The 14,701-nt window shown below is 66.6% G+C and carries 11 protein-coding genes, 1 tRNA gene and 1 pseudogene (1 of these 13 only partly in view); 12 read left to right on the forward strand and 1 reads right to left on the reverse strand.

Annotation, left to right across the window (positions count from 1 at the left end):
• From ACMVY4_RS15545 to ACMVY4_RS15555, 3 genes are all read left to right on the forward strand, one after another.
• Positions 1 to 895, forward strand: partial view of a patatin-like phospholipase family protein gene (locus ACMVY4_RS15545; RefSeq protein WP_416896916.1) — the 3' portion only. It extends 26 nt beyond the left edge of the window; 895 of the gene's 921 nt are visible here — the last part of the coding sequence; the start codon falls outside the window, past its left edge; it ends in the stop codon at positions 893 to 895.
• A 66-nt stretch (positions 896 to 961) separates the two neighbouring features.
• Positions 962 to 2,323, forward strand: coding sequence for an MFS transporter (locus ACMVY4_RS15550; protein ID WP_416896917.1), 1,362 nt, complete (start codon positions 962 to 964; stop codon positions 2,321 to 2,323).
• Complete coding sequence (locus ACMVY4_RS15555) at positions 2,320 to 3,429, forward strand: NAD(P)/FAD-dependent oxidoreductase (protein WP_416896918.1); 1,110 nt, start codon at positions 2,320 to 2,322, stop codon at positions 3,427 to 3,429. Before ACMVY4_RS15550 ends, ACMVY4_RS15555 begins: the two co-directional genes overlap by 4 nt.
• Here ACMVY4_RS15555 and ACMVY4_RS15560 read toward each other — a convergent pair.
• Positions 3,408 to 4,145 (reverse strand): DUF6969 family protein, encoded by a 738-nt coding sequence (locus ACMVY4_RS15560; protein ID WP_416896919.1) that lies wholly within the window; start codon positions 4,143 to 4,145, stop codon positions 3,408 to 3,410. The genes ACMVY4_RS15555 and ACMVY4_RS15560 overlap by 22 nt on opposite strands.
• 356 nt (positions 4,146 to 4,501) lie before the next feature.
• Between ACMVY4_RS15560 and ACMVY4_RS15565 the strand changes: the two are divergent.
• The 9 genes and pseudogenes from ACMVY4_RS15565 to ACMVY4_RS15605 all read left to right on the forward strand — a co-directional run bounded on the left by ACMVY4_RS15565 (position 4,502) and on the right by ACMVY4_RS15605 (position 14,695).
• Positions 4,502 to 4,839, forward strand: a pseudogene (locus ACMVY4_RS15565) (P-II family nitrogen regulator).
• Between the two features lie 91 nt (positions 4,840 to 4,930).
• On the forward strand, positions 4,931 to 6,343 hold the full coding sequence (gene glnA, locus ACMVY4_RS15570) for a type I glutamate--ammonia ligase (RefSeq protein ID WP_416896920.1): 1,413 nt from the start codon (positions 4,931 to 4,933) through the stop codon (positions 6,341 to 6,343).
• Between the two features lie 195 nt (positions 6,344 to 6,538).
• Positions 6,539 to 8,062: an OmpA family protein gene (locus ACMVY4_RS15575; protein WP_416896921.1), complete on the forward strand. Its 1,524-nt coding sequence runs from the start codon at positions 6,539 to 6,541 to the stop codon at positions 8,060 to 8,062.
• A 68-nt stretch (positions 8,063 to 8,130) separates the two neighbouring features.
• On the forward strand, positions 8,131 to 9,348 hold the full coding sequence (locus ACMVY4_RS15580; protein WP_416896922.1) for an LL-diaminopimelate aminotransferase: 1,218 nt from the start codon (positions 8,131 to 8,133) through the stop codon (positions 9,346 to 9,348).
• A 33-nt stretch (positions 9,349 to 9,381) separates the two neighbouring features.
• Positions 9,382 to 10,677, forward strand: coding sequence for a homoserine dehydrogenase (locus ACMVY4_RS15585; protein WP_416896923.1), 1,296 nt, complete (start codon positions 9,382 to 9,384; stop codon positions 10,675 to 10,677).
• 34 nt (positions 10,678 to 10,711) lie between these two features.
• A complete protein-coding gene (glpX, locus tag ACMVY4_RS15590; RefSeq protein ID WP_416896924.1) occupies positions 10,712 to 11,686 on the forward strand; it encodes a class II fructose-bisphosphatase in 975 nt (324 codons plus the stop codon).
• A gap of 4 nt (positions 11,687 to 11,690) precedes the next feature.
• Positions 11,691 to 13,463, forward strand: coding sequence for a single-stranded-DNA-specific exonuclease RecJ (gene recJ / locus ACMVY4_RS15595; protein ID WP_416896925.1), 1,773 nt, complete (start codon positions 11,691 to 11,693; stop codon positions 13,461 to 13,463).
• Positions 13,464 to 13,549: 86 nt separating this feature from the next.
• Positions 13,550 to 13,624, forward strand: a tRNA-Glu gene (locus ACMVY4_RS15600).
• Positions 13,625 to 13,714: 90 nt separating this feature from the next.
• Positions 13,715 to 14,695 (forward strand): 2-dehydropantoate 2-reductase, encoded by a 981-nt coding sequence (locus ACMVY4_RS15605; protein WP_416896926.1) that lies wholly within the window; start codon positions 13,715 to 13,717, stop codon positions 14,693 to 14,695.
• The last annotated feature ends 6 nt before the right edge of the window (positions 14,696 to 14,701 follow it).

A 14,701-nucleotide genomic window follows, 5' to 3' on the forward strand; every position in this document is an offset into this window, starting at 1 on the left:
GCTGGGCGCCGGGATCGCCCGCGGCTGGGCGCATATCGGTGTTCTGCAACGTCTCGAGGAAGCGGGAATCCGGCCCGACATCATCTGCGGCACGTCGATCGGCGCCCTGGTCGGCGGCGTCCACGCAGCCGGCAAGATGGAGGTGCTCGACCACTGGGCCCGGGAACTGACCCGCGGCCGGATGTTCCGCTATCTCGATCTGGCCTTCGGCAGCGGCGGGCTGATCGGCGGCAAGAAGCTGGTGCGCCGTCTGGAAGAGGATTGCGGGCCCATCCGGATCGAGGAGATGAGCATCCGTTTCGCCGCGGTGACGACCGAACTCGCCACCGGTCACGAGATCTGGGTGCGCAACGGCCCGCTCGTCCCCGCCCTCACCGCCTCCTACGCCCTGCCCGGCATCTTTCCGCCGGTCCGCATCGGCGACCGGTGGCTGGTGGACGGGGCCATGGTCAATCCGGTGCCGGTCTCGGTCTGCCGGGCGCTCGGCGCGCGTCTCGTGATCGCGGTCAATCTGAATGGCGACGTTTTCGGCAAGAACAACCTCGCGGCGGAACTGATCGACGAGGACCTCCAGTTCGGCGATTTGCTCGACCGGATCCGCGAGAATCCTTCCAAGGCGCTGAACCCCACGACCATGATGATCCGCCAGCTGTTCGGGCGGGAGGAAGGCGCCCCCAGCGTGTTCTCGGTGATGATGAGCTCGATCAACATCGTCCAGGACCGGCTCAACCGTTCGCGAATGGCCGGCGATCCGGCCGACGTCAGCATCGAGCCGCGCCTCGGCCATATCGGACTTCTCGAGTTCGATCGCGCCGAAGAGGCCATTCAGGAGGGCCGTGCTGCCGCCGAACGCGCCCTGCCCGCCCTGGCCGACGCCTATGCGGTCCTGGCCTGACAGCCGCGCCGTTTTCGGCTAGGAAGTCGCGCGCCGATACCGCGGTCGGCTTGAGGGGATACCGACATGGCTGGCGCGCTCGCGTCCTTTTCCGCGCTGTTCTTCGGCATCGCCCTGATGATGATGGGCAATGGCCTGCAGGGGTCCCTGCTCGGCCTGCGCGCGTCGATCGAGAATTTCGACACCGCCGTGCTCGGCGTGGTCATGTCCGGCTATTTCGTCGGCTTTCTCGCGGGCTCGCTGTATGCCCCGCGCGTGGTCGCGAAGGTCGGACATATCCGCGTCTTCGCCGCCCTCGCCTCCCTGGCTTCCATCAGCATCCTGGTGCATTCGGTCTTCATCGATCCGTGGGTCTGGGGCGCGATGCGGGTGATTACCGGATTCTGCTACGCAGGCCTCTACATCGTCGCCGAAAGCTGGCTCAACGACATGAGCGACAACGCCAACCGCGGCCGGCTTCTCTCGATCTACATGGTCGTACAGCTCGGCGCGGTGGCGGGCGGGCAGTTCCTGCTCGGTCTCGCCGATCCCAGCGGCGCGAACCTGTTCATGCTCATCGCCGTACTGGTCTCGCTGGCCGTGCTGCCACTCTGCCTCTCTGCCTCGAAAACCCCCGACTTCTCGACGCCGGAGGCCATGGGTTTCCGCGAGCTGTTCCGTCTCTCGCCGCTCGGCAGCCTGGGCATGGTGCTGTCGGGCGTCGCCAACGGCGTCATCTTCGGTTTCGGCGCGGTCTACGCCCAGCGCGCCGGCCTGACGGTGAACGAGATCGCCACCTTCGTCGCGGCGATGTTCCTCGGCGGCATGGTGCTGCAATGGCCCATCGGCCGGATGTCGGACCGGATCGACCGGCGCGTTGTCATCCTCGCCGTGACCATCGGGGCAGCCGTCGTTGCCGCCGTCGCCGCCATGTTGCCCGAGCCGGCGCCGCTTTCGATGCAGCCGGGCGGAGAGGTCCGCGTCATCTGGCCGATCATGGCCGCCGCCGCCGTGTTCGGCGGCCTGTCCATCCCGCACTATTCATTGTTCACGGCGCATGTGAACGACCGCGTGCCGGCGCGGAAGATGGTGGCCGCCTCCAGCGCCCTCGTCTTCCTCCACGGCGTCGGCGCCATCGCCGGCCCGAACCTCGCGGCCCTTATCATGGGCAGGGCGGGCCCGTCGGGCTTCTTCATCACCCTGGCCGGGGTTCACGCCGTGATCGGCCTGCTTGCCGGCTACCGGATGCTGCGACGGAGCGCCCCGGCGCCCGTCGATCAGAGCGACTTCGTGGCCATGCCGCTCAGGGCGACGCAGATCGCCAGCCAGATGCCGGATGGCTGGGGGCCGGACGATGTCGAGGACGCCAGCGATGACGATTCCGAACCCGCCATCTCGATGCCGGATGACGGTGAGACAATGCATGAGCAAGGGCCCGCAAACGTATGACTGAACTGGCAGATGTTGTCGTCATCGGCGCAGGGGTCGTCGGCCTGGCCGTCGCCCGTCGATTTGCGCTCGCAGGACGGGATGTCATCGTCATCGAGCGCGAGGGTCATATCGGCGAGGGCACGAGTTCCCGAAACTCCGAGGTCATCCATGCCGGCATCTATTATCCGAAAGGCAGCCTGAAGGCCCGCAGCTGTGTGGCCGGCAAATGGATGCTCTACGATTTCTGCCAGAGCCACGGCGTGGCTCACCGCAATTGCGGCAAGCTGATCGTTGCGAGCAGCGTGGGCCAGTTGCCCGAACTCGAGGCGTTGAACGGGCGGGCAGCTGCCAACGGCGTTGATGACATGCGTTTTTTGGACCGTGCCGCGACACTAGCCATGGAGCCGGCCCTGCGCGCCGAGGGCGCCCTGCTCTCCCCCTCGACCGGCATCGTCGACAGCCATGCCTTCATGCTTGCGCTTCAGGGCGCCGCAGAAGACCACGGGGCCATGATCGCCTTCAACACACGGGTCGCCGCGATCCATGCGGAAACCGCCGGGCCGGTGATCGAGACGGCGGGCGAAGCGCCGATGCGCCTGAAGTGCCGGACGCTGATCAACGCAGCGGGCCTCTCTGCGCCCTTGCTGGCCGATCGTGCCGGTGGCGGACCGCGGCCGCGTCACTACGCCAAGGGCAACTACTACACGCTGGCCGGCCGGTCCCCGTTCTCGCGCCTGATCTATCCGGTGCCCGAACCGGGGGGCCTCGGCGTACATCTGACCATCGACATGGCCGGAGAGGCGCGCTTCGGACCGGATGTCGAGTGGCTGGACGGGACGGATCCGGACACCTTGCCCTATGCCGTCGATCCGGGGCGGGCCGACGGGTTCTACGCCGCGATCCGGAGCTACTGGCCCGGCCTGCCCGACGGCGCGCTGCAGCCCGGCTACAGCGGCATCCGGCCGAAGCTGTCGGGCCCCGACGAGCCTGCGGCGGACTTCGTCATCGAAGGCCCGGGCGAGCACGGCTTGCCCGGGCTGGTCAACATGCTGGGTATCGAATCGCCTGGCCTGACAGCCTCGCTCGCGCTTGCGGACATGGTCTACGAGGCCGGCGGCAGCTGATGCTCCAGGGCGCGCCGCAAGGCCGCGATCTGGGCGCCCACATCGATCCGGGCGATCGATGTGATCTCAAGCCCGCGGTGCGCCGCCACATTCTCACCCGGATGGGTCTCGATATGGTGCCGCAGAACTGCATCGCGTTTGTGCAGCAACATCTCGACCTGCGGCCTGAACAGGGCGAGCAGCGATCCGAGCCAGCGGTTCACCAGTCCATGCGGGCCATCGGCGCCAGGTGAGAGCCGGTCGAGCAGCCCGATGACGTCGGCGGCCGGGAACAGCGTCTCGTCGGTGACCCAGCGATTGGTGGTGAACAGATGCGTCGGCCGGCCGTCGACATCCATGGAAACGGCGGCGATGTGCGCCAGCGCGCGGCCATCACGGGGATGCTCGGCCGAACCTTCCAGATCCAGAGGCCGGAGATCCTTGGGCATCGCACCCGCGCGAACGAAAGTGTGGAAATGACCATGCTCGGCATTGGCGGCGTCATGGCGGTGATAGAAAAACTGGCAGTGCGTTTCCGGGTTGTGAACGCCGCCGTCGGGATAGTGGCTCCAGGCCTCGAACCGTTCCGCTTCGCCGAGCACACGGCTGATCACCGTCTCGCGTGCCGACGACAGCTGTCTGGCCATCTCTTCGAGCCCCAGGGCCGCCTCGTGCATGGCACGGAGCCGTGCGCCCGGCAGTCCTTCAAGCAGCGAGTCCTCGGCAAACCGAAGCACTTGTTCCGGCTCCGCTTCACCGCCTCCGGACCACATGCGACTGAGCCGCGCCGCGCCGGACTGTCCGATCCCGTCCTGTGACAGATCAGGCATCGAATTCACTTGCCGGATCGCCCGCCGGCGGCAAAATCACTTTCGAATGGAGCGTCCGGCCGCATCTGGCCAAAATTTGAACAAACTGCCGGATTTTCGTGCAATCATGCTGCCAATGAAATCGGCATTCAACGTAACCAATTGATTGCATTGACAAGTTTCGGCACAATAGCGTGGCACGAGACATGCGAACTGCGTCATCCGCAGCCTGGTGAAGCTGTACAGGTAACGGACGCAGGACAGGAGGGAACAGGGAGCGCCCGATGAAAAAAATCGAAGCCATTATCAAACCTTTCAAGCTCGACGAAGTGAAGGAAGCTCTGCACGAAGTCGGACTGCAGGGCATTACCGTCACCGAAGCCAAGGGATTCGCCGGCAGAAGGGCCATACGGAACTCTACCGTGGCGCCGAATACGTCGTCGATTTCCTGCCCAAGGTGAAGGTGGAAGTCGTACTGGACGACGACATGGTCGAGCGCGCGCTGGAAGCGATCCAGCAGGCGGCCAAGACGGGTCGGATCGGAGACGGGAAGATCTTCGTATCGACCGTCGACGACGTCATCCGCATCCGCACGGGCGAAAAGGGCGCCGACGCCGTCTGACGCCAGGCCGCCCGTCCTCCAGGGCTTCGTTACCTTCGGGCGTCCGCCCGACCACCTCAATGAAACGACCACATAGACAGGAAGAGACAGCATGTCCGATGACATCAAATCCGTGATGGAACGCATCAAGTCCGACGAGGTGAAATTCGTCGACGTCCGGTTCACCGATCCGCGCGGCAAGTGGCAGCACCTCACGATGGATTCGGCGGAGTTCTCCGAGGACTTCTTCGAAGAGGGCATCATGTTCGACGGCTCGTCGATCGCCGGCTGGAAGGCGATCAACGAATCCGACATGGCCCTGATGCCCGATCCGACCACGGCAGTGATGGATCCGTTCATGGCGCAGCCGACGATGATCCTGTTCTGCGACATCAACGAGCCGTCAACCGGCGAAGGCTATGGCCGCGATCCGCGCACGACCGCCAAGCGCGCCTCGGCCTACATGAACTACGCCGGCCTGGGCGACACCGCCTATTTCGGTCCGGAAGCCGAGTTCTTCATGTTCGACGACGTTCGCTTCAACGTCTCGATGAACCACACCTTCTTCAAGCTGGACGACTCTGAAGGCCCCTACAACACCGGCGCCGAGTTCGAGGCCGGCAACATGGGTCACCGTCCGGGCGTCAAGGGCGGCTACTTCCCGGTCCCGCCGGTCGACGGCAACCAGGACATCCGCTCCGAGATGCTGGCGGTCATGCGCGAGATGGGCCTGAATACCGACAAGCATCACCACGAGGTTGCGCCGTCGCAGCATGAGCTCGGCATGACCTTCGCCGAGATGACCAAGGCCGCCGACAACATCCAGATCTACAAGTATGTCGTGCAGCAGGTTGCCAACCAGTGGGGCAAGACGGCGACCTTCATGCCGAAGCCGATCATGGGCGACAACGGCTCGGGCATGCATGTCCACCAGTCGATCTGGAAGGCCGGCGAGCCGACATTCGCCGGTTCAGGTTATGCCGACCTTTCCGAGACGGCGCTCTACTACATCGGCGGCATCATCAAGCATGCGAAGGCCATCAATGCCTTCACCAACCCGTCGACCAACTCCTACAAGCGCCTGATCCCGGGCTTCGAGGCGCCGGTGCTGCTGGCCTATTCGGCCCGCAACCGCTCTGCTTCCTGCCGTATCCCGTTCGGCTCCTCGCCGAAGGCCAAGCGCGTCGAGATCCGTTTCCCGGATCCGATGGCCAATCCGTACCTCGCCTTCGCGGCGATGCTGATGGCCGGCCTCGACGGCATCGAGAACAAGATCCATCCGGGCGACCCGATGGACAAGAACCTCTACGACCTGCCGCCCGAGGAGCTGGAGGGCGTGCCGACGGTCTGCGGATCGCTGCGCGAGGCTATCGCGTCGCTGGATGCGGACCGCGAGTTCCTGAAGAAGGGCGACGTCTTCACCGACGACCAGATCGATGGCTACATCGACCTGAAGTGGGAAGAGGTCTACACATTCGAACACACGCCGCATCCGGTCGAGTTCAAGATGTACTATTCGAACTGATCCTGCGATCAGATCGGAAGGCGGAGGGGCCGCGGGAAACCGCGGCCCCTTCTGCTTTTGCGTGCGGGATTGCAACGGGCCGACCGCTGCCGGGTATTACGGGGGCAGAACTGTTTCCAACGGCGGCAGGTTTGCTCTAGATTGCGGGCGGAATCCCGGATTCCAAGCTGTAAGTCGTTGCCAGGAGAGGCGGGCATGATGGGCAAGTTTTCCCGAGTGACAGAAGCGTATCGGCCGTACCGGCGCTGGAGCCGAGCGGCTGGCTGCGCCATCCTGCTTTCGCTCGGCGCGTGCTCCGTTCCCGACTGGGCCGATCCGACCAGCTATTTCGAGCCGGACTACGGCCCCGCGCCGAAGCCTGTGGCGCGCGCAGGCGGCGATGTGCTGCCCGAGTCACAGCCGGCGCCACAGCTCGCTTCGGCGACCGACAATGTCCGCCGCGCCGGCGAACGCCCGGTGGTCGCCGTCACCCGGGGCAGCGCCGCGCAGCCCACTGCTGCCACACCGCCGCTGCAGCCCCTTCAGCCCGACCGCGCGGCCGTGCCGGAGACTGCGACCGAGTCCCGGACCGCCCTGATCGATGCCCGAGGCGAAACCGCGGCGCAGGCGCAGCGGTCCGCGAGCCCGATTCCGCTGCCCCGTTTCGAGAACAGCGAAACGTCGGCCCCGACCACACAAACCGCCGCTTCGGAGCCCGTGGTCCAGCGGACGCCGGTCGCCGCGCGGGAGCCGTCGGCGCCGCCGGCAGCCCCGGCACGCACGCAGACCGCCGCGGCACGACCCGCGGCCGCGGCGCCGAAGCCGGCTGCGCAGCCCGCATCGGGATCGCCGACACCGATGATCGCGGCCATGACCCGTGGCCAGCAGCCGCCGTCCTTCAGCGAGAACGGATCGGTCGTTCCGCGCCGCACGGACGTTCCGACCGGTGAGGTCGATCTCTACAAGCCCCGCACGGCGGCTTCGTCGAGCGGCGAGACCGGTCAGGCAACCCCGGCGCCGTCCAGGACCTCTGCAACGGCAAGCCGCTCCTCGACCGCTGCCGGCCAGACGGCGGCGCTCGCCAACAGCCGTCAGCCGGCGCCGAGCCGCACCTATGCCGAACAGTTGCGGGAAGCCGGCATCGAGCCGGTGCAGCCGACCCAGCCGGCGCCGGGACGGGTGCAGCCCGGGCGTGTCCAGCCGGGCACCTTCCCGGCCAGCGTGCCGCAGGTCGTTCGGCAGACCTACGCCGAGTCGCTGAACGCGCCACGCACCTACGACGAGGCCATCGGGTCCTATCCGTCAACGGGCGCCGGTTCGGGTCCGGTGATCATCTCGGGCGATGCGGTGCGCCAGTCGGCCGCCTACGCCGCGCCGTCGCGTGCCGGCTCGCCTGACGCCGTGATCCAGTTCCGCCACGGTTCGACCGGACTTTCGTCATCTGACATGTCGACACTGCAACGGGTCGCGGCCCGGGCGGTGCAGACCAACGCCAGCGTCCGGGTACGCGGGCATTCGTCCAGCCGCACCGGTCAGATGGCGGTCGAGCGTCATCTGATCGCGAACCTGAAGATCTCGTCGCAGCGGGCCGAGAACGTCGCAGACGCCCTCGCCCGGTTCGGCGTGCCGTACGAACGCATATTCGTGGAAGCCAAGGGCGACAACGAGCCGGTCTACAACGAGGCCATGCCGCGCGGCGAGGCCGGCAACCGCCGTGCAGAGGTCTTCCTCGAGAACTGAGCCGCCTGTCAGCGTGGCGCCCCTTTCCCGCCGGTTCCGCGGAACCGGCCCTTCATCGGTAGTATGAGATGCAAGTCGACTTTCACCTGATCAAGCGCCTGCCGCCCTATGTCTTCGCCGAGGTCAACCGCCTCAAGGCCGAAGCCCGCGCCGCCGGCAAGGACATCATCGATTTCGGGATGGGCAATCCCGACCAGCCGACGCCGCAACACATCGTCGACAAGCTGGTCGAGGCCTCTGCCAATCCGAAGACCCACCGCTATTCGGCCAGCAAGGGCATCCCGGGCCTGCGCCGTGCGGTCTCGGCCTATTACGAGCGCCGCTTCAACGTGTCGATCGACCCGGAGACAGAGACCATCGTGACGCTCGGCTCGAAGGAGGGTCTGGCCCATCTGGCGATGGCCATCACCACGCCCGGCGATGTGATCCTGTCGCCGAATCCTTCCTATCCGATCCATCCCTACGGCTTCATCATCGCGGGCGCCGTGATCCGGCATTTCCCGGTCGGGCCGGATACCGACTTCTTCCGCAGCCTCGAATCCTCGATGAAGCACTGCATTCCGGCACCGGAAATCCTGATCCTGAACTTCCCGTCCAACCCGACGGCAATGGTCGTGGATCTGGACTTCTACCGCGAGGTCGTCGATTTCGCGCGCCGCCGCGGGCTCTACATCCTGTCCGATCTCGCCTACTCGGAAATCTATTTCAACGACACCCCGCCGCCCTCCATCCTGCAGGTGCCCGGCGCGCGCGAGCGCTCGGTCGAGTTCACCTCGATGTCGAAGACCTACAACATGCCCGGCTGGCGCATCGGCTTCGCCACCGGCAGCAAGGACCTGATCGGCGCCCTGACGCGCATCAAGTCCTATCTGGACTACGGCGCCTTCACGCCGGTTCAGGTTGCCGCCGCCGCCGCTCTCAACGGTCCCCAGGATTGCGTCGACGATATCCGCGGTCTCTACCGCTCGCGCCGCGACGTTCTGATCAAGGGGTTCCGGGACGCAGGCTGGGACGTGCCGTCGCCGGATGCGACCATGTTCGCCTGGGCGCCGATCCCCGAGCCGTACCGCCATCTGGGCAGCCTCGAATTCTCGAAGCTCCTGCTGCGCGAGGCCGAGATTGCGGTGTCGCCCGGCATCGGCTTCGGCGAGTATGGCGACGGCCATGTGCGCATCGCGCTTGTGGAGAACGAACACCGCATCCGCCAGGCCACACGCAGCCTTCGGCGCTTCTTCCAGGCGGGCGACGCCCCGCTGGAGCGTCATCTGCGGCAGGCCGCGGAATAACGGTGCGCAGCAAGACCAATCTGGGCTGAGGGTATGAGCGAAACATTGCGGATAGGCGTCGCCGGGCTGGGCACGGTTGGCGCAGGACTGCTGCGCCTGCTGGAAACCAACGGCGAGGTGATGGCCGCGCGAACCGGCCGCCGGATCGAGGTGACGGCCGTCTCTGCCCGCGACCGCAGCCGCAACCGTGGCGTGAACCTGACCGGTGCCGCATGGGAAGACGATGCCGTCGCCCTGGCCGGCCGCAACGATGTCGACGTCATCGTCGAGATGATCGGCGGTTCCGAGGGGCCGGCGCGGGATCTGGTCGAGGCGGCGCTGGATCGCGGCAAGGCCGTCGTGACCGCCAACAAGGCCCTGCTCGCGGTGCACGGCGCCTCGCTGGCGTCGAAATCCGAGGCGTCCGGCGCACCGCTTCTCTATGAGGCCGCAGTCGCCGGCGGCATCCCGGTCATCAAGGCGATCCGGGAGGGTCTGGCCGGCAACGCGCTGGACCGCGTCTACGGCATCCTCAACGGCACCTGCAATTACATCCTGACCGAGATGCGGACGACGGGGCGCGACTTCGACGGCGTGCTGGCCGACGCCCAGGCGCTCGGCTATGCCGAAGCCGATCCCACATTCGACGTGGAAGGCATCGACGCGGCGCACAAGCTCGCGCTGCTCGCGGCCCTCGCCTTCGGCGTGACTCCCGATTTCGACGCCGTCGCGATCGAGGGCATCCGAAACGTCTCGGCGATCGACATCGCCTATGCCGACGAGTTCGGCTACCGCATCAAGCTGCTGGGCGTCGCAGAACGGGTCAACGGGCGCGTTTCGCAGCGGGTCCAGCCCTGTCTTGTCCGGGCGGGAACGCCCATCGCCAAGGTGGACGGCGTCTTCAATGCCGTCGTCGCAGAGGGCGACCAGGTCGGCCGGACCGTGTTCGAAGGCCCGGGCGCGGGCGCAGGACCGACAGCCTCCGCCGTCGCCGCCGATCTCGCCGATCTTGCAGCCGGCCGGGCTGGCCATGCCTTCGGCGTGCCCGCCTCCCGCCTGCAAGCCCCGGAACCGCATGACGAAACCGAACGCCGCCGGCACTACTACATCCGCCTGAATGTGATTGACCGTCCCGGCGTGATAGCGGATATCGCGAGCGTGCTCCGTGACGAGCGAATTTCCATCGAATCCCTGCTACAGAGGGCGCGTCCCGACGAGGCCGGGACCGCACCGGTCGTCGTTCTGACGCATGAAACGTCGCAAGGGCAGATCGGCGCGGCGCTTGCAGGTCTGGAGGCGCTGGAAGCGGTGTTGGAACGTCCGCACCTGCTGACGATCGAGGATTTCTGAGGGCGCAGCAGAACGCCCCGACGAGGAGGGACAGATGTCGACCGCGAGCAAGCTTGACCGCAATCTGACGCTGGAAGCCGTACGTGTGACCGAAGCGGGCGCCATCGCCTCCTTCGACTGGATCGGCATGGGCAACGAGAAGCAGGCCGACCAGGCTGCCGTCGACGCGATGCGCAATGCGCTGAACGGGCTCGCCATCCGCGGCACCGTCGTGATCGGCGAAGGCGAGCGGGACGAGGCCCCGATGCTCTATATCGGCGAGGATGTCGGCGCCGGCCACAAGAACGGCACCGGCCCCGAAGTCGACATCGCGCTCGACCCGCTGGAAGGCACGACCATCACGGCCAAGGCGGCGCCCGGTTCCCTGTCGGTCATGGCCCTCTCCGAGAAGGGCATGCTGCTGAATTCGCCCGACGTCTACATGGACAAGATCGCCGTCGGCGGCGGTCTGCCCGAGGGTGTGGTCGATCTGGACAATCCCGTGAGCGAGAACCTCGCCAGCCTGGCCGACGCCAAGGGCTGCGCCATTGCCGATCTGACGGTCTGCGTGCTGGACCGCCCGCGCCATTCCGAGATCATCAAGGAATGCCGCGCCGCCGGCGCCCGTATCCAGCTGATCCCGGACGGGGATATCGCCGGCGTCATTGCAACCACCGATCCGGAAACCGCAGTGGACATCTATATCGGCACCGGCGGCGCCCCTGAGGGTGTGCTGGCCGCCGCTGCGCTGCGCTGCGTCGGCGGGCAGATGCAGGGTCGTCTGGTCTTCCGCAATGCAGACGAGAAGGAACGCGCGCACCGAATCGGCATCACGGATCTGGCCCGGAAGTACTCGATGGAGGAGATGGCCGCTGGCGACGTGATCTTCACCGCCACCGGGGTGACCTCCGGCGGCATGCTCCGCGGCGTTCGCCGTCAGCATGGCGTCATCATCACGGACTCGGTCGTGATGCGCTCCAAGACCGGCACCATCCGCCGGATCGAAGGGCGCCGCCGCATCGCCAGCTGAGACCTTGTCCGAACCCGCCTTTCTGGATGTCGAACAATCCCTTACGGGACGCCGTTGGCAAAGGGGATCAGGTGAAACGCGGCTGAGCGAAGCACTCGCCCAGCGTCACGGTATTCCCGAACTGCTGGCCGAAGTCCTCGTCAACCGGGGCGTCGGCATTGACGATTGCGAACAGTTCCTCAAGCCGCGGCTCAAGGATCTGATGCCCGATCCTTCCAGTTTCCGCGACATGGACAAGGCCGCCGGGCTGATCGCACGCTGCATCGCCGAGCGTCGCAGGTTGGCCGTGTTCGGGGACTACGACGTCGACGGCGCGACCTCCTCGGCACTCTTCATGCGCTATGCCGAGGCCGTCAGCGGCAAGGTCGCCGCCTACATTCCGGACAGGATCGCCGAGGGCTACGGCCCCAACCTCCCCGCCCTGCGGCGGCTGGCTGAAGACGGCAATGAACTCATCGTCACCGTCGACTGCGGCACCGCGGCCTTCGAGGTTCTGGACAGCGCCGCAGACGAGGGTATCCGGGTTGTGGTCGTCGACCACCATCTGGCCGAGGACCGTCTTCCGAAAGCTGCAGCCATCGTCAATCCCAACCGGCTGGACTGCAGCGGCGGCCACGGCAACCTGGCGGCCGTCGGCGTCACCTTCCTGTTGCTCGTCGCCGTCAACCGGGCGCTCCGCGAGAGCGGCTGGTTCGCCGAACGGCCCGAACCGAACCTGCTCGCCATGCTCGATCTGGTCGCCGTCGGCACGGTCTGCGACGTCGTCCCACTCACTGGCCTGAACCGCGCTCTTGTCGCCCAGGGCCTCAGGGTGATGGCCGAACGCCGGCAACTCGGGCTGACCACGCTTGGCGACATCGCCCGTCTCACAGGCCCGCCCAGCACCTATCACGCCGGTTTCCTGATCGGCCCACGGCTGAATGCGGGCGGGCGCGTCGGAAAGTCCGATCTCGGCGTTCGCCTGCTCACAACCGAAGACCCGGAAGAGGCGACCGGTATCGCCGTGGAACTCGACCGCCTCAACGACGAACGCCGGCGGATCGAACAGACCGTGCTCGAGGAGGCGTTGACCCTGGCCCACCGGCAGGCGAACCGCGCCGTAGTGACCGTGGCCGGCGACGGCTGGCATCCCGGCGTCATCGGCATTGTCGCCAGCCGGGTGAAGGACAGGACCGGCCGGCCAGCCATCGTCATCGCCCGCGACGGAGCCACCGGCAAGGGTTCGGGCCGCTCGGTGAAGGGCGTCGATCTCGGCGCGGCCGTCACCGCCGCGCGCCAGGCAGGTCTTCTGATCAATGGCGGCGGACACACCATGGCCGCGGGCCTGACGGTCGAGAGTGCACGAATCGACGAGTTGAGCGCGTTTCTCGACGACCGCCTCGGCGAAAGCGTCTCACGCGCCGCCGGCGCCCGCGCGCTGACCATCGACGGCGCCATCAGCCCCGCGGGTGCGACGGCGGCCCTCGTGGGCGAACTGGAACGCGCCGGGCCCTACGGACAGGGCAATCCGGAGCCAAGGGTCGCCCTGCCCGACTGCAGACTGGTCAAGGCCGACATCGTCGGCGGCCAGCATGTGAAGATGGTGCTGGCCGGCAAGTCGGGCGGGCGGCTGGAAGCCATCGCCTTCCGCATCGCCGAGGAACCTCTCGGCGCGACGCTTCTGGGACGGGCCCGCGACAACCGCCCGCTGCATCTCGCCGGCCATCTCCGCATGAACCACTGGGGCGGCCGGCAGACGGTCCAGCTGACAGTGGAGGACGCGGCCGACCCGCGCTGACGGGGGTTCCGCTGCGGCAGTCAAACATGCTGTTCGAGAGTGTTGATTTCGCTGCCGAACCTCATTAAATCCTGCCGCACCCGGACGGTCCCTTCGTCTAGTGGTTAGGACGCGAGATTTTCATTCTTGAAACAGGGGTTCGATTCCCCTAGGGACCGCCACCTTCCCCACCTCATCCCCGAACACTTCGCGGCTTGACCTTGCCGCGGCGGCGGGCGATTGCTCTAGCTGTCACAAGGGCGGGGAATGCCATGAAGATCTGCATCTACGGAGCCGGCGCGATCGGCGGCTATGTCGGCGCGATGCTGGCGCGGGAGGGTGCGGACGTCAGTCTGATCGCCCGCGGCGCACATCTGGCCGCGATGAAGAAGAACGGACTTCGGCTGGAGGTCGGCGACGACAGCTTCACCGTCCATCCGACGCTGACCGACGATCCCGCCGAACTCGGACCGCAGGACTATGTCCTGCTGACCATGAAGGCGCACGGCGTCCGCGCCGTCGCCGATGCGATGCAGCCGCTGCTGGGCCCCGACACGGCCGTGGTGACAGCGCAGAACGGCCTGCCGTGGTGGTACTTCTACGGCCACGAGGGCGAATACGAGAACCGCCAGCTCGACAGTTGCGATCCCGGCGGCGAACTCTGGGACAAGATCGGTCCGGAACGCGCCATCGGCTCGGTCGTCTGGCAGGCGGCCGAGGTGCCGGAACCGGGCGTTGTGAAGCTGGGCTACGGCGAGCGGCTGTCGCTGGGCGAGCCCAGGGGCGGCAAATCCGACCGGATCACGGCGCTCTCCCAGGCCTTGATCTCCGCCGGCGTGAAGGCGCCGATCCGACCGAACCTGCGCAACGAGATCTGGGCCAAGCTGTGGGGCAACCTGAGCTTCAACCCGGTCTCTGCACTGGTCTGCGCCACACTCGAGGACATGGCCAACGACGACGGTACCCGGGCGGTGATATCGCAGATGATGAGCGAAGCGCAGACCATCGGCGAGAAGCTGGGCGTCCGTTTTCCGATGACCGTCGAGAAGCGCATCGAGACTGCGCGCGCCGTCGGCCATCACAAGACGTCGATGCTGCAGGATCTGGAAGGCGGGCGAACGATGGAAATCGAACCGATCCTTGGCTCCGTCGCCGAACTCGGCCGCATGACGGAAACGCCGACACCTGCGATCGATATCGTCTACAACCTGGTCGTCATGCGGGCGCGCCAGGCCGGCTGCTACGCGGCCTGAGGGGAG

Origin of the sequence: Minwuia sp. (assembly GCF_048007105.1) — a bacterium.
Taxonomy (GTDB): Bacteria; Pseudomonadota; Alphaproteobacteria; order Minwuiales; family Minwuiaceae; genus Minwuia.